General features: G+C 68.4%; 18 protein-coding genes and 1 tRNA gene. 12 read left to right on the forward strand and 7 right to left on the reverse strand.

Annotated features, from left to right (window positions below; all coding sequences use genetic code 11):
* Position 1 precedes the first annotated feature (1 nt).
* Together PGN16_RS13955 and PGN16_RS13960 are read left to right on the forward strand one after the other, a co-directional pair.
* Positions 2-1540, forward strand: coding sequence for a sulfatase family protein (locus PGN16_RS13955; protein ID WP_335309979.1), 1539 nt, complete (start codon positions 2-4; stop codon positions 1538-1540).
* 107 nt (positions 1541-1647) lie between these two features.
* A complete protein-coding gene (locus PGN16_RS13960; protein WP_335309980.1) occupies positions 1648-2634 on the forward strand; it encodes a glycosyltransferase in 987 nt (328 codons plus the stop codon).
* A 16-nt stretch (positions 2635-2650) separates the two neighbouring features.
* Here the strand turns inward: PGN16_RS13960 and PGN16_RS13965 are convergent, their stop codons facing one another.
* Positions 2651-4312, reverse strand: coding sequence for a glucosamine inositolphosphorylceramide transferase family protein (locus PGN16_RS13965; RefSeq protein ID WP_335309981.1), 1662 nt, complete (start codon positions 4310-4312; stop codon positions 2651-2653).
* 152 nt (positions 4313-4464) lie between these two features.
* Here PGN16_RS13965 and PGN16_RS13970 point away from each other — a divergent pair, with 152 nt between their 5' ends.
* From PGN16_RS13970 to PGN16_RS13980, 3 genes are all read left to right on the forward strand, one after another.
* Entirely contained in the window at positions 4465-5202 is a 738-nt protein-coding gene (locus tag PGN16_RS13970) for a 3-keto-disaccharide hydrolase (protein WP_335309982.1), read from the forward strand.
* The gene (locus PGN16_RS13975) at positions 5202-6905 is read left to right on the forward strand and encodes a GMC family oxidoreductase (protein ID WP_335309983.1); all 1704 of its coding nucleotides are present in this window, start codon (positions 5202-5204) and stop codon (positions 6903-6905) included. The genes PGN16_RS13970 and PGN16_RS13975 overlap by 1 nt, the downstream gene beginning before the upstream one ends.
* Before the next feature lie 150 nt (positions 6906-7055).
* On the forward strand, positions 7056-7622 hold the full coding sequence (locus PGN16_RS13980) for a gluconate 2-dehydrogenase subunit 3 family protein (RefSeq protein WP_335309984.1): 567 nt from the start codon (positions 7056-7058) through the stop codon (positions 7620-7622).
* Positions 7623-7732: 110 nt separating this feature from the next.
* Here PGN16_RS13980 and PGN16_RS13985 read toward each other — a convergent pair whose 3' ends face one another.
* From PGN16_RS13985 to PGN16_RS14000, 4 genes are all read right to left on the reverse strand, one after another.
* Positions 7733-8632 (reverse strand): dioxygenase family protein, encoded by a 900-nt coding sequence (locus PGN16_RS13985; RefSeq protein ID WP_335309985.1) that lies wholly within the window; start codon positions 8630-8632, stop codon positions 7733-7735.
* 116 nt (positions 8633-8748) lie between these two features.
* A complete protein-coding gene (locus PGN16_RS13990; protein ID WP_335309986.1) occupies positions 8749-10074 on the reverse strand; it encodes an ATP-binding protein in 1326 nt (441 codons plus the stop codon).
* A complete protein-coding gene (locus PGN16_RS13995) occupies positions 10058-10825 on the reverse strand; it encodes a response regulator transcription factor (RefSeq protein ID WP_335309987.1) in 768 nt (255 codons plus the stop codon). The genes PGN16_RS13990 and PGN16_RS13995 overlap by 17 nt, the downstream gene beginning before the upstream one ends.
* A gap of 120 nt (positions 10826-10945) precedes the next feature.
* Complete coding sequence (locus PGN16_RS14000; protein ID WP_335309988.1) at positions 10946-11149, reverse strand: hypothetical protein; 204 nt, start codon at positions 11147-11149, stop codon at positions 10946-10948.
* A 402-nt stretch (positions 11150-11551) separates the two neighbouring features.
* Between PGN16_RS14000 and PGN16_RS14005 the strand changes: the two genes are divergently transcribed.
* Positions 11552-11746, forward strand: a complete 195-nt coding sequence (locus PGN16_RS14005) for a glycosyltransferase (protein WP_335309989.1) — start codon at positions 11552-11554, stop codon at positions 11744-11746.
* Between the two features lie 546 nt (positions 11747-12292).
* Here PGN16_RS14005 and PGN16_RS14010 read toward each other — a convergent pair.
* Positions 12293-12367 (reverse strand) — tRNA-Thr (locus PGN16_RS14010).
* Between the two features lie 87 nt (positions 12368-12454).
* Here PGN16_RS14010 and PGN16_RS14015 point away from each other — a divergent pair.
* Positions 12455-12589: a hypothetical protein gene (locus tag PGN16_RS14015; protein ID WP_335309990.1), complete on the forward strand. Its 135-nt coding sequence runs from the start codon at positions 12455-12457 to the stop codon at positions 12587-12589.
* A 10-nt stretch (positions 12590-12599) separates the two neighbouring features.
* On the opposite strand, the gene PGN16_RS14020 is transcribed toward PGN16_RS14015, so the two are convergent.
* Positions 12600-14399: an aminopeptidase P family protein gene (locus tag PGN16_RS14020; RefSeq protein ID WP_335309991.1), complete on the reverse strand. Its 1800-nt coding sequence runs from the start codon at positions 14397-14399 to the stop codon at positions 12600-12602.
* A 579-nt stretch (positions 14400-14978) separates the two neighbouring features.
* On the opposite strand from PGN16_RS14020, the gene PGN16_RS14025 reads away from it, so the two are divergent.
* From PGN16_RS14025 to PGN16_RS14045, 5 genes are all read left to right on the forward strand, one after another.
* A complete protein-coding gene (locus PGN16_RS14025) occupies positions 14979-15548 on the forward strand; it encodes an HNH endonuclease (protein ID WP_335309992.1) in 570 nt (189 codons plus the stop codon).
* A gap of 16 nt (positions 15549-15564) precedes the next feature.
* The gene (locus PGN16_RS14030; RefSeq protein ID WP_335309993.1) at positions 15565-15993 is read left to right on the forward strand and encodes a hypothetical protein; all 429 of its coding nucleotides are present in this window, start codon (positions 15565-15567) and stop codon (positions 15991-15993) included.
* 72 nt (positions 15994-16065) lie between these two features.
* A complete protein-coding gene (ppc, locus tag PGN16_RS14035) occupies positions 16066-18738 on the forward strand; it encodes a phosphoenolpyruvate carboxylase (protein WP_335309994.1) in 2673 nt (890 codons plus the stop codon).
* A gap of 3 nt (positions 18739-18741) precedes the next feature.
* Complete coding sequence (locus tag PGN16_RS14040) at positions 18742-19371, forward strand: LysE family translocator (RefSeq protein WP_335309995.1); 630 nt, start codon at positions 18742-18744, stop codon at positions 19369-19371.
* Between the two features lie 159 nt (positions 19372-19530).
* Complete coding sequence (locus PGN16_RS14045; RefSeq protein ID WP_335309996.1) at positions 19531-20499, forward strand: glycoside hydrolase family 43 protein; 969 nt, start codon at positions 19531-19533, stop codon at positions 20497-20499.
* Positions 20500-20605 lie beyond the last annotated feature (106 nt).

Consider the following 20605-nt stretch of genomic DNA (forward strand, 5'->3'; position numbering starts at 1 on the left):
GATGAGCGAGGAGACGACGCGCCGCGGCGTGCTGCTGGCCGGGACCGGTGGCGCGTTCGGGCTCTATTCGATGGCGGCGGGTGCGGCGGCTGCGCCGAGGCGCTCGCGGCGGTTGCCGCGGCTGCCGGGCGTGCGGCCGCGCAACATCCTCGTCGTGCTGACCGACGACCATCGCTACGACGCGATGGGGTTCATGAAGGCGCAGGATTTCGGTGACACGCCGACGCTCGACCGGCTGGCGCGCGAGGGCACGCATTTTCGCAACGCCTTCGTCACCACCGCTTTGTGCTCGCCGAGCCGCGCGTCGATCTTCACGGGGCTGTATGCGCATCAGCATAAGGTAGTCGACAACAACCACCCGATCCCGCCGGGGCTGGTCTTCTATCCCGAGTATTTGCAGGCAGCCGGCTACGACACGGCGTTCATCGGCAAATGGCATATGGGCGACGAGGGCGACGCGCCGCAGCCCGGCTTCGACCATTGGGTCAGCTTCAAGGGGCAGGGCAGCTATCTGCCGAGCGCGGACGGGCTGAACGTCGACGGACGGCGCGTGCCGCAGAAAGGCTATATTACCGACGAGTTGACCGATTACGCGCTCGACTGGATCGGCAAGCGACCCGCGGGGCGGCCGTGGATGATGCATCTGGCGCACAAGGCGGTGCATTCCGAGTTCATCCCGGCCGAGCGCCACAAGGGTCGGTACGACAAGGAGACGTTCCGCTACCCGGCGTCGATGCAGCCCGGCGCGCCGGGGCGGCCGATGTGGGTCGAGAACCAGCGCAATAGCTGGCACGGGGTCGGCTTTCCGTATCATGGCACGCTCGACATCGGCGATTATTACAAGCGCTACATGGAAACGCTGCTGGCGGTCGACGAAGGGCTGGCGCGGATCATGGACCTGCTGGAAAAGCGCGGCGAGCTGGACGACACGCTGATCCTCTACCTCGGCGACAACGGTTTCATGTTCGGCGAGCATGGCCTGATCGACAAGCGCACCGCCTATGAGGAATCGATGCGCATCCCGATGCTGGCGCGCTGCCCGGCGCTGTTTCCGGCGGGCAGCGTCGTCGAGCAGGTGGTCGCGAACATCGACATCGCGCCGACCCTGCTCGCGGCCGCCGGGCTGCGCGCGCCCGACAACATGGCGGGGAGCGACGCGCTGCCGCTGGTGCGCGACGCACAGGCGCCGTGGCGAAGCGAGTTGCTGTACGAATATTATTGGGAGCGCAATTTCCCGCAGACGCCGACCGTCCACGCGCTGCGCGAGGACCGGTACAAGTACATGCACTTCCACGGCATCTGGGACATCGACGAGCTGTACGATCTCGCCGAGGATCCGCACGAGACCAACAATCTGATCGCGCGACCGGGGCATGAGGAACTGGCCGAGCGAATGAGCGGCAAGTTGTTCGCGCTGCTGGAAAGAACCGATGGCATGGCGATCCCGCTCAGCGCCGATGCCGGTGTGCGCAATGCGCTGCGCGATCCGGCCGGGCCGGCGCAGGCGCCGTTCCCCGCGCTGTTGCAGCGACACCGTTGATGTCCGCGGCGACGCGGACACGATCGCGACGCAGGCACCATGCCGCGCGAAAGCGGTGATGATCCCGCGCCTAGGCAGGACCGGAATTCTCGCTATACGATCGCAGGGTGCCGCCGCATCGCCTCGCCATCGTCGTCATCGGCAGAAACGAAGGCCCGCGCCTCGCGGCGTGTCTCGCCTCGGCACCGGACGGCGTCACCGTCGTCTATGCTGACTCGGCCTCGACTGACGACAGCGTTACGATGGCCCGCGCTGCTGGCGCCGAGGTCGTCGCGCTGCACCCCGACACGCCGCTGACCGCCGCGCGTGGCCGCAACGCCGGGGCGGCCAAAGCGATCGCGCTCGATCCCGATCTGGCGTTCATCCAGTTCGTCGACGGCGATTGCACGATCTTGCCGGAATGGCTGCCGGCGGCGGTCGATTTCCTGACGGCCCATCCCGAGGTGGCGGTGGTATGCGGACGTCGGTTCGAGCGCCATCCCGAGCGCTCGCTCTACAATGCGATGTGCGACCGGGAATGGAATACGCCGGTCGGGCAGGCGGACGCCAGCGGCGGCGACGCGCTGGTGCGCGTGCGCGCCTTCGCCGAGGTCGGCGGGTTCGCCGACGATCAGGTCGCGCACGAGGAACCCGAGATGTGCGGTCGGTTGCGCGCCGCCGGGTGGACGATCTGGCGGCTGGATGTGCCGATGACCGCACATGACGCCAACATCACGCGGTTGGGGCAATTCTATCGCCGGAGCCGTCGTGCCGGGCTGGGCATCAGCCAGTGTCTCGATCGTGGGGGCGCGGGTCGCGATCCGCAGGGGGCGGCAATCGTCCGGCGCGCGCTGATCTGGGGCGTCGCCCTGCCGGTGGCGATCATCGCCTCCTTGGCCATCGATGCGCGACTGGCCGCGGTGATGGCGGCTGCCTATCCCGCGCAGCTCCTGCGCCAAACCGCCCGGAACCGCCGACAGGGCTGGACCGGCGGCGAAGCCGTGCGCGTCGCCGCGCTCGGCATCGTCTCGAAGTTCGCCGAAGCGCATGGCGTGGTCGAATATTGGATGGCCCGGCTGACCGGTCGACGCCATCGCCCGGTCACCTACAAATAAGGCGACCGCGGCGAGGTCACGGCAGCGCCAGCCGCTTTCGGGCGCCGTCGATCAGCGTCATGTCGCCCACCTGCGAGATCGTGTGCAGGCCATAGCGGTAGCCGCCGTTCGCCGTCGGCTCGACACGCGCGACGACGCGCTCCTCGAACGAAACTTCGCTCAGCGTCACGATTTCGTTGATCGACACCGCGCTGCCGTAATGGGTCGAGCAATCCTGCGCCGGGCGATACAAGCGTCCGTCGACCACGAACGGCGTGCCGGCGGGGCGCGCACTTCGAACGTCGGTCTTCACCGGATTGAGCGGATGCGGTCGCCATGGCCCGGCAAGAGTGTCGGCGTGGAAGACGAACAGGTCCGTATTGTGGGTGGTCGTGTCCATGGTCGCAAACGCCCACGTCCTGCCGCCCCAGTCGACGAAGGTCGTGTCGATCAACGGTGCGTCGGCCAGCATCGTCGTCGTCGCGACGACATTTCCTTCGGGGTCGGTGGCGACATGCGCGACCTCACGGGCCGCGGCATGTTCCGGGACGAAGCCGGTCGCGCCATCAAGCTCCAGCGTGAACGGATAGGAGAGATGCGTTCCCGTCTCCAGGATCGTGCGAACGTCACCGAACCGGCCGTCGGCGTATGTGGCGGTGGCGATCTCGCCCCGGTTCTTTCGCCAGTCGAGCCGTTCGAAGAACAGGCGGATGGCGCCGGACGACCCGATCCGGTGGCCGAACGGATCGGCGTAGAATTCGCCGCGTGGCGGCGTCATCCACCGGACGCTGCGCAATGCCTGCGCCTGCCGCTCCTTGCCCGACAGTCCCGCCACGTCCGCGATCGGGGCGGCGATCACGCCGCAGGTCCAATCCTGTCGGAAGAAGCGGTAGGTCACCTGCGTCGCCACGAACGCACGCACCGTCTTCCAGAGAAACCGCACCATCGTCGCATTGTTCGGCTGACGATAGATTTTGCCCTTACCGTCCCCGGCGGGGGCGGTGGGGAGGTGCCCGGTGGCAAGCACGGCGGCGCAGGTCGCGCGCACCCACGGGGCGCTGCCCATGTACAGCGTATCGCGCGTCTTGACGTAGGAGGAGCGGTTGGTCTGAAACATGCCCTGCCACAGGACCCGGCCGCCATCCAGCTCGTCACTCAGCACTTGCAGGATGCTTCCGGCGACCGGTGAACCTTCCGCCAATTCCCAGAAGCCGGGCGGCTGGCCGCGATAATTGGCCGGGTCGCCATGATGATAGGACCACACGCCATAGGTGGGCAACGTGAGGATGTCGCCACGCAGGATGCCGTAGCTGAAGCGGAGCACGAAATCGGGTGCCAGCGATCGCACGAAATCCAGCGTGGCGTCGCTCAGGGCCTCGCCGAACTTCCCTTGCCTGACCGGCGTGTCGCGACAATGAGGGACGTCGGCGAACACGTCCGACAGATCGACCCGCTCGATCGCGCGGCTTCGGCGGCGCGTGTAGAAGCGATCGAAGAGGCGCCATGTCGCCAGATGCCGCGCCTGCCACCGTCGCGCCCATTTACGCCCGTTGTCGGGGGCCGGATCGGCCTGACGCACCACCACGCCGACCGGGACGGCAACCTGCGCGTCGATCGCTTCCCTGATGCTGGAGGCCTGCCATTGTTCGAATTCCAGACCATCGCACAGGACGACGAAACGAAGGGGTGGCCGCTGCATGTGCGGGTCATGGTCCGAAACGGCGGCATAGTCGATGTCGAATCTGAGGACTGCGGGACGGTACGCGCAGGTTCCTTGTAAACAAAGGCAAAGCCGTTAAGCCTTCAAGGCAAAGGCGGCTTCGGGCGCGCGACGATGGTGGGAGAGTGAAGATGCGTTGGGCTTTGGGCATCGCGACGGCGCTGGTGATGATGGCGCCCGGCGCCGCGCTGGCGAAGGACAACAGCCTGACCGCGGCCGAGCGCGCGCAGGGTTGGAAGCTGCTGTTCAACGGGCGTGACCTGTCGAATTGGCGCAGCTTCGGCGGCGGGGCGGCGCCGTCGACCTGGACGGTGCGCGACGGCACGCTGCTGTTGACCAAGGCGGACGGCAAGATGAGCGGGACCGACCTCGTCACCGCCGATCGCTATGGCGCGTTCGAACTGACGCTGGACTGGAAGGTTGAGAAGGGCGGCAACAGCGGCGTGCTGTATCTGGCGCGCAACGTCGAGGGCGCGCCGCTGCTCTACCAGTCCGGGCTGGAGATGCAGGTGCTTGACGATGCCGGACATTCCGACGGCAAGATCCCGACGCACCGGGCGGGCGCGCTGTATGACATGACGGTGCCGCCGGCCGGTGTCGCCAGGCCGGCAGGAAGCTGGAACCATGCGCGGTTGCTCGTCGAGAACGGGCGGATCCGCCAATGGCTCAACGGCACGCCGACCGCCGATGTCTCTTATGGCGACGAGGCGTGGCGGCAGCGGGTGGCGGGGTCGAAGTTTGCGAAGATGGCGCACTTCGGCACCTTCGACAGCGGGGTGATCGGGTTGCAGGATCACGGCGAACCCGTCGCCTTCCGCAACATCAAGCTGCGCCGGATCGGCGCGTCCGCGACCGGAGCCGTCAAGTAATGGCAGCGGCGCCGAAGTTGGCGGATGGCCCCGTCGATGTTGTCATCGTCGGTTCCGGCGCGGCGGGCGGGATGGCGGCCTATGCGCTGACCAAGGCCGGCGTGCGCTGCCTGATCCTGGAGGCGGGGCGCGACTACGAGCCGCAGGCCGAGGTCAACATGTTCGCCCCCGAAAGCGACGCGCCGCTGCGCGGGACCGGCACGCCGGACAAGCCGTTCGGCTATTTCGACGCGACCGTCGACGGCGGCTGGCAGGTCGAGGGCGAGCCCTATACGATGACCGAGGGCAGCGATTTCCGCTGGTGGCGGCCGCGGATGCTGGGCGGGCGCACCAACCATTGGGGGCGGCACGTTCCGCGGTTCGGCGCGTACGACTTCAAGCCGTTCTCACGCGACGGGCTGGGGGTGGACTGGCCGATCGGCTATGACGATGTCGCGCCCTTCTACGACCGGGTCGAGCGGATGATCGGCGTCAACGGCGGGCCGATTGGGCTGGAGAACCACCCGGACTCGCCCGCCGGTTGCCTGATGCCGCCGCCCAAGCCGCGCGTTCCCGAGATGCTGATCACCGCCGCCGCGGAAAGCCTCGGCATCCCGGTCCGCGCCGCGCATACCGCGGTGCTGACGCGCGACATGCCCGACAAGGTCGCGCCGCGCAGCGCGTGCTTCAACGCGACGCCGTGCACGCGCGGCTGCACGATCGGCGCGATGTTCCAGACCACCACCTCGCTGCTGCCGATGGCCAAGGCGACGGGCAAGTTGCGCGTCGTCACCGATGCGATGGTGTCGCGCGTGGTGATGAGCGCGCGCGGGCGCGCCGCCGGGGTCGAATATGTCGATCGCAAGACCGGGCAGCGGCATCAGGTTACGGCGCGCGCGGTGGTGCTCGCGGCGGGCACCGGGGAGACGACGCGGCTGTTGCTCAATTCGGGCGAAGCGGGGCGCGGGCTCGCCAATTCGTCGGGCGAGCTGGGGCGCAACCTGACCGACTCCACCGGCGCGTCGTTCCGCGCCTTTATCCCCGGTCTGGCCGGCCGGCCGCGCTACAACGAGGACGGGATCGGCGGGCAGCACATCTATATCCCGTTCTGGCTGTACGAGCAGCAGAAGCGCGGCGAGCTGGATTTCGCGCGCGGCTATCATTTCGAGATCGGCGGGCGGTTCGGTATCCCGGCCGAAGCGGCGCTGCCGCGCGTCTGGGGCAAGGACCTGAAACAGGCGGTGCGCAACGCCTCGGGCGCGACGATCAACCTGACGCTGCGCGGCGAGATGATCCCCAACAAGGATACGTTCTGCGAGATCGACCCCAAGGTGAAGGACAAGTTCGGCATCCCGGTGCTGCGCTTCGCGTTCCGCTGGTCCAAGCACGAGGTCAATCAGGTCGCGCACGGTCGCCGTGCCGCGCATTCGGTGTTCCAGCGGCTGAACGGCACGATCCTCGACCCCGATCTGCCGCCCGAGCAGATCATGACCGCGGGCGGCGAGATCATCCACGAACTCGGCACCGCGCGGATGGGTGCCGACCCGAAATCGTCGGTGGTCGACAGCTATGGCCAGACGTGGGACGTCGACAATGTCGTGTTGATGGACGGCGCGACCTTCGCCTCCGGGCCGCACAAGAATCCGACGCTCACCATCCTCGCGCTGGCGCTGCGTGCGTCGGAGCGGCTCGCCACCCGTCTGTCGTCAGGAGCGCTGGCATGACCTTCACCCGCCGTACGACGCTGCAATGGCTCGCCACCGCGACCGCGCTGTCGCTCGCCAACCGCGGCGTCGCCGCCGCGGCCCGCGCCGCAGGCGACCGGCGCGCCGCCGCCGTTCAAGGTGGTCGGCTGGCCGGCGAGCGTCGCGCCGATGCCGGCGACCAAGGGATATGGTCGCGATCCCGATCTGACCGCGCCCAAGGTGCCATGGCCGCTGACGCTGACCAAGGCGCAGCGCGCGACGGTCGACATGCTGGGTGACATGATCCTGCCCGCCGATGCGGCCTCGCCGGGGGCAGGGACGCTGGGGGTGGGCGCGTTCATCGACGAATGGATCAGCGCGCCCTATCCGCAGCAGCAGGAGGATCGCGCCAAGATCCTCGCGGGGCTGGCGTGGATGGATGCGCAGAGCCGGGTGCTTAACGGCGGCGACTTCGCGGCGGGGACGGCGACGCAGCGCGCGACCTTGCTCGACGCGCTGACGGTGGAGACGCCGAGCGCGGCGATGGCGCAGCCGGTGGCGTTCATGGACCGGTTGCGCAACCTTTTCGTGCTCGGCTTCTACAGCCTGCCCGAGGGCAAGGCCGACATGGGCTATATCGGCGACCAGCCGACCGAGGGACCGTATCCGGGGCCGACGCCCGAGGCGCAGGCGCATTTCATGGCGCTGCTGGCATCGTTGAAGTTGCCGCCGCTTCCCTCGTCATCCCGGGCTTGACCCCGCGATCGTCATTGCGAGCGCAGCGAAGCAATCCAGGGCCGGATCAGGACGCCCTGGATTGCTTCGCTGCGCTCGCAATGACGGTGGGGGGCGACGACGGGGCGCGCTTACCGCGCAACCCCGATCACCGCCGTCGCGGTATAGCCGGTGGACGGATCGCCGGTGAAGGTCGGGGTCATCTGCGCCAGTTGCGCCGTCGTATTGTCACCGAAGACATTGTCGCTCGACAGCGCCACCCGTGCGAAGTTCGACCGGCTGGCGGGATAGGTGGTCGTATCGGCATAGACGGTGCTGCACGCCCCGGCGGGCAGCGCGAACTGGCTGGTGAGGATCGCATAGCGTCCGCCGAGCGCGTTCGAGAGCGTCGAGAACACCTCGAAATGCATGTGCGGCCAGCGCCCGTCGTAGCAGCCGGGGAAGATCGTGGTGAAGGTGACCTGCCCATTGGCGTCGGTGACCTGCACGCCGCGCAGATAACTCTCACCCGCACCGCTGCCGTACAGCGAGTAATTGCCGTTGCGGTCGCAATGCCAGAGATACACCGCATAGCCGGCGAGCGGCGCGCAGGTCGCGTTGACGTTGACGACGGTGATCGTGAACGTCACCGCCACGCCGGTCGCGACCGTGGTGGTGGTCAGGAAGCTGGCGCGGATGTCGGAACGGACGATCCCGGTGGCGGTCAGCACGTTGCTGGTCGACCCCGATGAGGTGTTGGTCCCGTCCGCCGGATAGGGGCCGCCGGTCTCCTGAGGATCGGCGATGCAGGTGCCGGTCGCGGTGGTGCTGGTCGGGGTCGGCGTCGGCGTGACAGTCGGTGTCGGTGTCGGGGTCGCGGTGCTGGTGGTCGTGTCCGCGCTTTCGGCGTCGCTGCCGCCGCAGCCGGCGAGGAACGCCACCGTGCCCGCGCCCGCGAACCATTTGAGCGCGCGGCGCCGCGCCATCAGCGTGTCGATGCGCCGCAGATCCTCGGCGAGGCTGTGGGCGTGCGAAGGGTGGTGATCGGTCATGGTCGGATGGCTCCCGCTGGAATGGGGAGTCGTGTGACGCTGCCTCCGCACCGCAATGTGTCGGGGCGCTGCAACCTTGTTGCAGGGTGTTGCAGGAAGGGGAGGAAGGCTGTTCGCTACGCCGACAGCGGGAGCACCACCCGCGCCTGCGCTCCGGTCGCGCCGTTGCCCAGCGTCACCGCGCCGCCGTGCGCGGTGGCGATCGTGCGGACGATCGCGAGGCCCAGCCCGGTGCCGCCGGTCATGCGGTTGCGCGACGGATCGCCGCGCACGAACGGCTGGAACAAGCGTTCGGCGAGCGCCGGATCGATGCCCGGCCCGACATCGTCGATCGTGACGGTCACGCGGCCGTCGTCGACCGTCCAGCCGATCGTCGCGCGCTCGCCGTAGCGCATCGCATTCTCGACCAGATTGGCGAACAGCCGGCGCAGCGCGCCGCTGTCGCCGCGCACGATCGCGCGCGGGCCGCCGGTCGATTCGACCGCCGCGCCGATGTCCTTGAGATCGTAGACCAGACTGTCGATCAGGCTGGCGAGATCGAGCCGCACCATCAGCGTGGCGGCGGCATCGTCGCGCGCGAAGACGAGCGTCGCGCCGATCATCGCGCGCATCTCCTCGATGTCCGCCGCCGCCTTGGCGCGGGCCGCCTCGGGAAGCGCCTCGACGCGGAAGGCGAGGCGGGCGAGTGGGGTGCCGAGATCGTGCGCGATCCCGGCGAGCATGGCGGTGCGCGCCTCGGCATGGCTGGCGAGCCGCGCGTGCATCGTCGACACTGCGCGCGCCAGATCGCGGATCTCGCGCGAGCCGCCGGGCAATTCGGGCAGCGGCGCGCCGGTGCCGGCGCGATCCGCCGCTGCGGCGAGCTGCCGCAGCGGGCGGGTGAGCGCGCGCGCCAGCCACCAGCCGGGGATCGACAGCAGCAGGATCGCGGCGAGCAGCGCCAGCAGCGTGCGGACGTGCCAGCGCGTCAGCCACGGCGGTTGCTGGCTGCGCACCACCCACCAGCCGCCGTCCTGTCGCCAGCCGAACGTCCAGTCGCCCGAGAAGGCCTCGCCCTCGCTGCGTCCAGGCTGGGTGAAGGCGCGCACGTCGGCGGCGGGGACGCGCAAGGTGGCGGCGAGCCGCGCGGCGGCCTCGTCATCGGCGCGCTCGTCCGGGCGCGGGCCCGGCGGGGTGGCGAGCCGCTCGCGTCGCAGCGGTGCCGGGCCGTGGCGGAATCCATCGCCGGGCGGCGGCATCGCGCGATCGCCGCCGAAGCCGAACGGTGGCCGCTCGCCCCGCAGCGCGCGTGCGATCCCGGTCAGGCTGCGCGGCGGCTCGAACGGCGGCGGACCGGAAAAGGTGACCGCGAACGAGATAACGGCGGTGACGAGCACCGACACCACCACCAGCACGAAGATCGGCCGGGCGAGCGGGCGGCTGCGCTCAACGCTGCGCGACATCGGCCGCGAACATATAGCCTTCGTTGCGGACGGTGCGGATCAGCTCGTCGCCGCCGCGCCCGTCGCTGCGCGCGAGCTTGCGACGCAGCCGGCTGACCTGCACGTCGATCGCGCGGTCGAAATGCTCGGCGGTCGGCCCGCGCGCGTGATCGAGCAGGAAATCGCGCGTCAGCACGCGGCGCGGATGGTCGACGAAGGTCATCAGCAGCCGGAACTCGCCGTCCGACAGGTTGATGACCACCTCGTCGGGGTCGAGCAATTGCCGACCGATCGGGTCGAGCCGCCAGCCCTGGAAATGCTGCCACGGCCGCACCATCGCGGATTGGCGGACGGTGGCTTCCGGCGCGGCGGCGGCGCGGCGGAGCACCGAGCGAATGCGGGCGAGCAGCTCGCGCGGGTTGGCGGGTTTGGCGATGTAATCGTCCGCGCCCATTTCCAGCCCGACGATCCGGTCGACCTCCTCGCCGATCACCGACATGATGATCACGGCGGGCGGCTCGGAACGGTCGAGCCCGCGCAACAGCGTCAGGCCATCCTCGCCGGGCATCATCACGTCGAGAACGACCAGCGCATAATCGTGGGTCGCCATCGCGCGGCGCATCTCCGCGCCGTCCTGCGCGACGTCCACCGTATAGCCGTGGCGGGCGAGGAAATCGGCGGTCAGCTCGCGGATGTCGGGATCGTCGTCGACGATCAACAGTCGCGCGGTGCGGTCCATCAGGTCACCGGCATCGAGGCAGGATTGGAGCATGACGCAGCCATCACCTGCCGACGTATCGCGCGCGTTTCACCGTTGCAACAAAGTGAAGCGCGCAGCGCCGAAGCGCCGAAAAGGAAACGGGTGGCGGCATGTGCCGCCACCCGCAGGAGATCAGAACGAGAAGCGGACGCCCGCGTCGTAACGGGGGCCGAAGTTCTGGTATTGCAGCAGCTGGTTGTCGAAACGCCCGGTTTCGATCGCTCGACCGCTCTCGAAGTCATAGCTCCAGCCGAAGGAAGCGGTGAGGCGCTTGCCCGTCCAACGCTGAACGCGAAACGGCTCGAGTTTACTCGAGTCTATGCGCTTGATCAGCATATGCTCCTCGTTGGGGTCAATCAGGTCGGCGTACGCGCTGAACCCCGGCAGAGCGGGGGCGTTGAAGAGGTCGGGCGTGACGCCGCGTCCTCCTTGAATATCGGCAGTTCGGCCGCCGTGAAGGTAGGCCGTGCGTTCGCTTGCGCATCGACGAAGTTCGACACTGTCACTCCTACCAGTCGGATGCTCCTCGCAGTCGGCAACACCGATCCTAGGAGCGCGAGAGCTGTTGTCGGAGGGCGTCCCAAGTCGACACCGCTGATTGCTGGCTCGATATTGCCGGAGCCGCGCTGGGGCGGCTCTTGCGCGATTGGCGCGGCACCAAGTTCGAATTGAGGGGTGCGAGGGACGCCGGAGAAGGAAAGCTAGGCGCTCCGGAAGAAGATCATCTAGTGGAGCGGCATGCCGGGCCTCAAGGTCGTTACGCAGCCCTACTCGGCGTCGGCTGATGACCTGAAGGGCGATTACAGCCGATCAAGCCTCGTGCTGATGCAGCCTCGGACCGAGGGCTTTGGCCTTGTTGGGTTGGAAGCCACCTGCGCGGGCGTGCCGGTGCTCGCGTCCGGCGAGAGCGGCTTGGCCGAACTGATAAAGTAGGAACTTACGCCGGAGGAGGCCGACCGGATCGTCGCTCCCATCACATACGACCTCGAGAAGGATGCCGACGCGTGGTCCCAGGCGATATAACGCATTCTCAAGGGCCGCGACGCCGGGTTCACAAAGGCGAGTCGAGTAAGGAGCCTGCTTACCCAATCTGTCACTTGGGCCTAAGCCGTCGAAGAACTCTTCCGTGAGATGGACCCTCTCGGCTAGCTTCCCCGCGTCTCGGATCGATTCGCGTCTGGGCCTGCTGCAGGCTATCGCGGGCCGTCAAGGCGGGGACGATGGGCAACGTCACCGGCTGCGCCGACCCTCGTCTGGTGACATCCTGCAGGTCTCTGCGACCCGGCAACGCCGTTCATGCGCGCAGCCTCTGTTCCGATGCCTTCTGAATGGGGTGGCACTAGCTTTTCTACGAGCCGCCGAGCGCACGACAGGAACGTTTCGTCGCGTCGCAAAACTGCCCTAATGGAGGAGATCGTGATGCCCCGGTGGTCTCCCGAGTTTCACCGACGCCCCTGGGGCTGCTAAGTCAGGGAAAAATGGTGCTGCCGGTGAGGATTGAACTCACGACCTCAGCCTTACCAAGGATGCGCTCTACCACTGAGCTACGGCAGCACTTCCCACGTCGTCCGCGGGAGCGGGCCTAAGAGCCGAGACGGGCGGCGTTGTCAAGCGCGTTCGGTGGCGGTAGCGATATTTGCGATGAGCGACCAGGACGAACGCGCCGCGCGGCTGGCCGCGCAACTCAGGGCCAATCTGCGGCGGCGCAAGGCGCAGGCGCGGGAGCAGATCGCGCCGCTCCCGGACACAGATCACGCGGAAAAGGAGCGTTCCTGAACGCCTCCGATCACGCCGGGAGCGGTGAACAGCGCGCTTCGAGCCAGATGCGGTCCGCCTCGTCGAGCAATGGGGACAGTTCGCGCGCGACAATAGCATGGTAATCGTCGACCCAGTGCCGCTCCGACGTTGATAAAAGCCCCGTGTCGATCAGGTCGGGATCGAGCGGTGCCAGCGTCAGCGTCTCGAACGCCAGCATCTCCGCCTCGCCGCCCGCGACCTCGCGCGGCACGACCAGCAGCAGGTTCTCGATGCGGATCCCGTATTCGCCGGCCTTGTAATAGCCGGGCTCGTTGGAGAGGATCATACCGGGGCGCAGCGGCTCGGACGGGCCGGTGCCGGGGTAGCTCGGCTTGGCGATCCGTGCCGGGCCTTCGTGGACCGACAGGAAGCTGCCGACGCCGTGGCCGGTGCCGTGGGCATAGTCGAGCCCGGCCTGCCACAACGATCCGCGTGCGAGCGCGTCGAGCTGCGCGCCGGTGGTGCCGTGCGGGAAGACCGCGGTGGCGAGCGCGATATGCCCCTTGAGCACGCGCGTGTAGCGGTCGCGCATCTCGGGGGTCGGCGCGCCGACGGGCACGACGCGGGTCAGGTCGGTGGTGCCGTCGTCATATTGGCCGCCGGAGTCGATCAGGTAGAGTTGGCCGGGCTCGATCGCGCGGTTCGTTTCTTCGGTGACGCGGTAGTGCGGGAGCGCGCCGTTCGGGCCGGCGGCGCTGATCGTGTCGAACGACAGGTCGCGCAGCGCGCCGGTCTGCTCGCGGAAGCGGAGCAGTTGCGCGGCCGCGGAAAGCTCGGTCTGCCCGCCGCGCGGCGCGGCGTCGGCGATCCAGCGCAGGAAGCGCGTCACCGCCGCACCGTCGCGCAGCGAGGCGGCGCGGTGGCCGGCGATCTCGACCGGGTTCTTGCACGCGCGCGGCACGACGGTCGGGTCGCGCCGCGGCAGCGTGGTGCCGCCGCCCGCCTCGACCGCGTCGAAGATCGCCGCGACGGTCAGCGCCGGGTCGATCGCGATCGTCTTGCCGGTGAAGTGACCGAGTGCGCCGGCAAACGCCGTGCGATCGTGAAGCCGCACGGCGTTGCCGAGATGCTCGCGCACGTCCGCGCCGACCTTCTCGGGGGCGACGAACAGGTCGGCGGTGCCGTCGGCGTGGACGATCGCATAGGAGAGCGCCACGGGCGTGTGCTCGACATCGCTGCCGCGCACGTTGAACAGCCACGCGATCGAATCGAGCGCGGCGACGACGAACGCGTCGGCCCGTTCCGTGCCCAGCCAGTCGGCGAGCGCCGCGCGCTTGGTCGCGGAGGCGACGCCGGCCAGCGCCTCGGGCTGGACGAACAGCGGCGCGGGCGAGGGGGTGGGGCGGTCGTGCCAGACCGCGTCGACCGGATTGGTGTCGACCGCGACGAGCGTGACGTCCTTGGACGCGAGGGCGGCGCGCCATTCGTCGAGCGCGCTGCGCGGGTGGAGCCACGGGTCGTAGCCGATCCGCGCCCCGGCGGGGGCGTGGTCGGCGAGCCAGCCGGCGACGCTGTCCTCCGGCACGCCGACATAGTCCCAGTCGGCGGCGTCGACCTGTTCGCGGACCTGGATCGTGTAGCGTCCGTCGGTGAAGATCGCGGCGCTCTCCGCCAGCACCACCGCGCAGCCCGCCGAGCCGGCGAAGCCGGTCAACCACGCGAGCCGCTGCGCATAGCTGCCGACATATTCGCTCATATGCTCGTCGGTCAGCGGGACGATGAAGCCGTCGAGGCGGTCGGCGGAAAGCTGCGCGCGCAGCGCGGCGAGGCGGTCGGTGTGGGGCGTCATGCGGGGACAGGTGCCATAGCGTGGGGGTGTAGTCACGCCTGCGCGTCCGTTCGGTCATCGGCACGGCGGCGGGAAGGGCGGTGAACCATCCGTCGCCCCTGCGAAGGCAGGGGCCTATTTCTGTGTCGTGCGTCGGGCCGGCTGACACAGGCGCGTCGGGTCTTGTGTCAGATCAATCGCGATACGCGACAGTCATGGGCCCCTGCCTTCGCAGAGGCGACGGCTCTTTCTGCGTGGTCTCGGACCTGATCCGGGATGACGGCGGGGACTTGGCAGCGATCTTGGGAGGACGGGGAGAACGGTGGACTATCCGTCGCCCCTGCGAAGGCAGGGGTCTATGTCTCTGTCGTGCGTCGGGCCGTTTGACACAGGCGCGTCGGGCTTTGTGTCAGATCCTTCGCGATACGCGACAGTCATGGGCCCCTGCCTTCGCAGGGGCGACGGCGTAGAGGACGGAGCCGGAAAAACCCGCCATCCGCCTGACTCTTGAAGCGCGCCGCGCGTGCTGTCATCATGGCGTCACGCCGGGGCGCGAAAGCGTGCGGCACGACGAAGCTGAGGTAAGGGGGACGTTCTGACGTGTTCCATCCCGACCTGATGCGGCACCCGGACTCCTGTCCGACCCTGGTGCTCAATGCCGATTACACGCCGCTGTCTTACTATCCGCTGAGCATCTGGCCGTGGCAGACTGCGGTGAAGGCGGTGTTCCTCGAACGCGTCGACATCGTCGCGCATTACGAACGCGAGGTGCACAGCCCCAATCTGACGATGCGGCTGCCGTCGGTAATCGCGCTGCGGCAATTCGTGAAGCCGTCGCAATTCCCGGCCTTCACGCGCTTCAACCTGTTCCTGCGCGATACCTTCGCCTGCCAATATTGCGGCAGCCATGTCCGCGACCTGACCTTCGATCACGTCGTGCCGCGCGCGCAGGGCGGGCGGACGACGTGGGAGAATGTCGTCACCGCCTGCGCGCCGTGCAACCTGAAGAAGGGCGGCCGGACGCCGAAGCAGGCGGGGATGCCGTTGCCGATCGAGCCGATCCGACCGACGAGCTGGCAGCTTCAGGAACATGGACGTCGCTTTCCGCCGAATTATCTGCATGAGACGTGGCACGACTGGCTATACTGGGACGTAGAGCTGGACGCTTGAGGGAGTTGCGACGGACATGCGGGTGATGGTGGTGGTTGCAGGCGCGCTGGCGCTTGCCGCATGTTCGCGATCCAAGGAGCCCAGCCCCGAGGAGCAAGCGGCGCTGTCCAATTACGTGCCGCCGTTCGTGATGTCGCGGCTCGACTTCGGCGGCGTGGTCGAGCGGCGGTTCCGCCGGCTCGACGTCAACAACGACGACAAGCTGACCCGCAACGAAGTGTCGAAGCGGTTGCTGGCGCGCTTCGAGGAGATCGACCGCAACAAGGACGGTGCGATTTCGAACGAGGAATGGAGCGCGTGGATGATGGCGCGGTTCGACGCGCAGGACATCAATCACGACGGGACCGTCACCAGCGACGAGCGCGAGCGCGCGCGCGAGATGAAGGAGCTGGACCTGCCGACACCGGCGGAAGAGCCCGCCAATACGACCGCTCCGCGCAACTAAATATCGTCTACGAAGGTGCCCGGGCAGCAATCAATCGTTGACCCGGCCCTTGCGGCAGCGCAGCAAGGCCGCATGAGCACGCTGCCCCCGATCACGAACAATCCCGATGTCCGCTACCTCGGCCGCGTGCTGGGCGATGTGATCCGCGCCTATGGCGGGGAGAAACTGTACGAGCGGACCGAGGCGATCCGCTCCGCCTCGGTCGAGCGGCATCGTGGCAACCATCAGGCGTCCGCGGATGCCGAACTGGGCGCGCTCGATCTCGACGAGACGCTCGATTTCGTGCGCGGGTTCATGTTGTTCTCGATGCTCGCCAATCTCGCCGAGGACCGGCAGGGGATCGCGGCGGAGGACGGCGCGGACGTCGCGGCGGCGCTGGCGCGGCTGAAGGACGCGGGCGTCGGCGTCGATCGCGTCCGCGCCTTGCTCGAACAGGCGCTCGTCGCGCCGGTGCTGACCGCGCACCCGACCGAGGTGCGGCGCAAGAGCATGATCGACCACCGCAACCGCATCGCGCAACTGATGGCGCTGCGCGATCGTGGGTTGGAGACCACGCCCGACGGCGATCTGGTCGATGAGGCGATTGTGCGGCAGGTGGCGCTGTTGTGGCAGACGCGCGTGCTGCGGCGCGAGCGGCTGTATGTGGTCGACGAGGTCGAAACCGCGCTCAGCTATCTGCGTGACGTGTTCCTGCCGGTGCTGCCGGCGCTCTACCAGCGCTGGGACCGCGCGCTGGGCGGGCGGGTGCCGTCGTTCCTGCGCCCCGGCAGCTGGATCGGCGGTGACCGTGACGGCAATCCGTTCGTCACCGCCGATTCGCTGCGCACCGCGCTCGCCAAGGCGGCGCAGGCGGTGCTGGGCTTCTATCTCGAACAGCTGCACGCGATGGGCGCGGAACTGTCGATCTCGGCGCATCATGCGGCGGTCGATGCGGGCGTGCAGGCGCTGGCCGATGCGAGCGGCGATACTTCCGAGACGCGTAGCGACGAGCCGTATCGCCGCGCGCTGTCGGGCATCTATGCGCGCACCGCGGCGACCTATGCGAAGTTGACCGGGAACGCGGCGCCGCGGCCGGGGAAGTTGACGGGCGAACCCTATCCCGATCCCAAGGCGTTGCGCGCCGATCTGATCGCGATCGCCAAACCGCTGTCGGCGGGCGGCGACGGGCTGCTGGGGAGCGGCGGGGCGATCGGACGGCTGATCCGCGCGGTCGACGTGTTCGGCTTCCATCTCGCGACGCTCGACCTGCGGCAGAACAGCGCGGTGCATGAGCGCGTGGTCGCGGAGATGCTGAAGGTCGCGGGGGTGTGCGAGGATTATGCCGCGCTCGACGAGGATGCGCGGGTGATGCTGCTGCGGCAGGAGCTGGCGACGCCGCGCCCGCTGACGACGCGCTTCGCCGATTATTCGGAGGAGACCGCGGGCGAGCTGGCGATCGTGCAGGCCGCCGCCGATGCCCATGCCACCTACGGCGCGGCGGCGATCCGGCAATATATCGTGTCGATGACCAAGTCGGTGTCCGATCTGCTCGAAGTGCATCTGCTGCTTAAGGAGGTCGGGCTGTACCGGCCGGGGCCGCCGGCCAGCGCGGCGATCATGGCGGTGCCGCTGTTCGAGACGATCGAGGATCTCGAGGCCGCGCCGGCGATCATGAGCGAATGGTTCGCGATCCCCGAGGTGCGCGCGATCGCGACCGCGCGCGGTCATCAGGAAGTGATGATCGGCTATTCGGACAGCAACAAGGACGGAGGCTATCTGACCTCGACCTGGCAATTGTCGAAGGCGTCGACCGCATTGAAGCCGGTGTTCGATGCGGTCGGCGTCGGGATGCAGCTGTTCCACGGGCGCGGCGGCGCGGTCGGGCGTGGCGGCGGGAGCAGCTTCGCGGCGATCCGCGCGCAGCCGCCTGGGACGGTGCAGGGCCGCATCCGCATCACCGAACAGGGCGAGGTGATCGCGGGCAAGTACGGCACGCGCGAGAGTGCGGCGACCAATCTGGAGGCGATGGCCTCCGCGACGCTGATCGCGAGCCTCGAGCCCGAGGCGCTGTCGAACGGCGACAATGAAACATTCGCGGGCGCGATGGACCGGCTGTCGGGTGACGCGTTCCGCGCCTATCGCGGGCTGGTCTACAAGACCGAGGGGTTCCGCACCTTCTTCCGCCAGATGACGCCGATCGCCGAGATCGCCGGGCTCAAGATCGGCAGCCGCCCGGCGAGCCGCAAGCAATCCGACGCGATCGAGGATCTGCGCGCGATCCCGTGGGTGTTCAGCTGGGCGCAGGCGCGGGTGATGCTGCCGGGCTGGTATGGCGTCGGGCAGGCGATCGCGGCGTTCGAGGATCGCGCGCTGCTGCGCGACATGGCGCAGGGCTGGCCGCTGTTCGCCGCGACGCTGGCGAACATGGAGATGGTGCTCGCCAAGTCGGACATGGGGCTGGCCGAGCGCTATGCCGGGCTGGTCGAGGACAAGGCGTTGCGCGACCATGTGTTCGGGCGGATCCGCGACGGGTGGCAGCAGACGCATGACGGATTGCTCGACGTCACCGGGCAGGCGCATCTGCTGGAGAAGCATCCGGCGCTGGATGCGTCGATCCGGCTGCGGCTTCCCTATATTGAGCCACTCAACCTGTTGCAGATCGAGCTGATGAAGCGCCATCGTTCGGGCGAGGAAGACGAGCGCGTGCGGCAGGGCATCCTGCTGTCGATCAACGCGATCGCGACCGCGTTGCGCAATTCGGGGTAGAATATGGACTGGCACGCGTGGTGGGTGTTCGCGGGCGCATCGGTGGTGATGGCAATCATCCCGGGGCCGGGGGTCGCGAGCATCATCGGCTTCGCGTTCAGTTCGGGGCGGCGCACCGCGCTCGCCTCAGTCGCCGGGATGGCGGTCGGCAATGTGATCGCGATGACCGTCTCGCTGGCGGGGGCGGGGGCGGTGCTGGCGTCGTCGGCGCTGGCGTTCACGATCCTGAAATGGATCGGCGCGGCGTATCTGATCGCGATCGGCGCGTTGGCGATCGTGCGCAGCGGCGCGGCGGCGGGCGCCGACGATGTGCCGCGCCGGGCGGTGAGCCCGCGTGCGGCGTTCGCGACCAATGTCGCGGTCGGCACCTTTCACCCCAAGACGATCCTGTTCTTCGTCGCCTTCGCGTCGCAGTTCATCCGCGCCGATGCGCCGTTCGTGCCGCAGGCGGCGGTGTTGATCGCGACCTTCACGCTGATCGCGGTGGTGAGCGACAGCCTGTACGCGCTGGCCGGATCGCGCGCGTCGGGGTGGCTGCGGCATCCGCGGGCGCGCGTCTGGACGCAGCGCGCGGGCGGTGGGGCGGTGCTGGGCGCGGGCCTCGCGATGGCGGCGATGCGGGCGCCGCGATAGACCTCGGCAAGATCGTTCGTCATTGCGAGCGTAGCGAAGCAATCCAGGGCGTCCTGATCCGGCCCTGGATTGCTTCGCTACGCTCGCAATGACGAATGGTGGTTGCGATTCCTTGCATCCATTGCAATATATAATCTGATTAATTGATGGAGTGGACCAGTGTCGTTGCTGCTGAACCGTCGTGCGATGATCGGAGCCTTGGCGAGCGCCCCCTTCGCTGCGCCCGCGCTGGCGGCGAAGCGCGACGATCCGTTGCTGTTCGCCTATTTCGGGACCGGCAAGGATGAGGCGACGGGCCTGCGCTTCGCGACGAGCGACGACGGGCTGACGTTCCGCAATCTCGGCGGCGGGGCGAGCTATCTGCGTCCCGAGGTCGGCGAGGCCAAGCTGATGCGCGATCCGTTCCTATTCCGCGATGCGACGCAGGACGGGCTGTGGCATATGGTCTGGACGACCGCGTGGGAGGGGGTGACGATCGGTCACGCCAGCAGCCGCGACCTGCGCCACTGGTCGCCGCAGCGCGCGCTGCCGGTGATGGCGTCGGTGCCGGGGACCCGCAATTGCTGGGCGCCGGAGGCGATCTGGGACGCGAAGGCGCGGCATTATGTCGTGTTCTGGTCGAGCACGGTGAAGGGCCGCTTCCCGGAGACCGAAGGGACGTCGGAGACCGGCTACAATCACCGGCTGTGGTATGTGACGACGCGCGACTTCGCGACGTTCAGCGCGCCGCAGGTGCTGTACGACCCCGGTTTCAGCGTGATCGACGGGACGTTCGCGCAAGGGCCGGGCGGCGCGCTGCACCTGATCGTCAAGGACGAGACGCTGCACCCGCCGCGCAAGCACCTGCGCAGCGTCGCGGCGGCGTCGCCGACCGGGCCGTTCGGGACGCTCTCCGCGCCGTTCACCAAGTCCTGGGTCGAAGGGCCGATGACCGCGACGGTGCGCGGCGAGACGCTGTGTTACTGGGACGTCTATCTGGAAGGGCGCTGGGGCGCGGCGGCGACGCGCGACTTTGCGACGTGGCGCGACGTGACGGCCGAGCTGTCGATGCCCAAGGGCGCGCGGCACGGATCGCTGGCGCGCGTGCCGCGGCGGTTGATCGACGGGCTGGCGAAAGGACCCGCCTGACCGCCGATTAGGTTAAGCTGTCGATCCGTGTTAGGCTCCGTCATCGTCGGTAGATTGCCCTCAAGCGCCGACGGCTGAGAGACGCCCGCGCTCCCGCTTGTCACAC

Source organism: Sphingomonas phyllosphaerae, assembly GCF_036946485.1.
Taxonomy (GTDB): domain Bacteria; phylum Pseudomonadota; class Alphaproteobacteria; order Sphingomonadales; family Sphingomonadaceae; genus Sphingomonas; species Sphingomonas phyllosphaerae_E.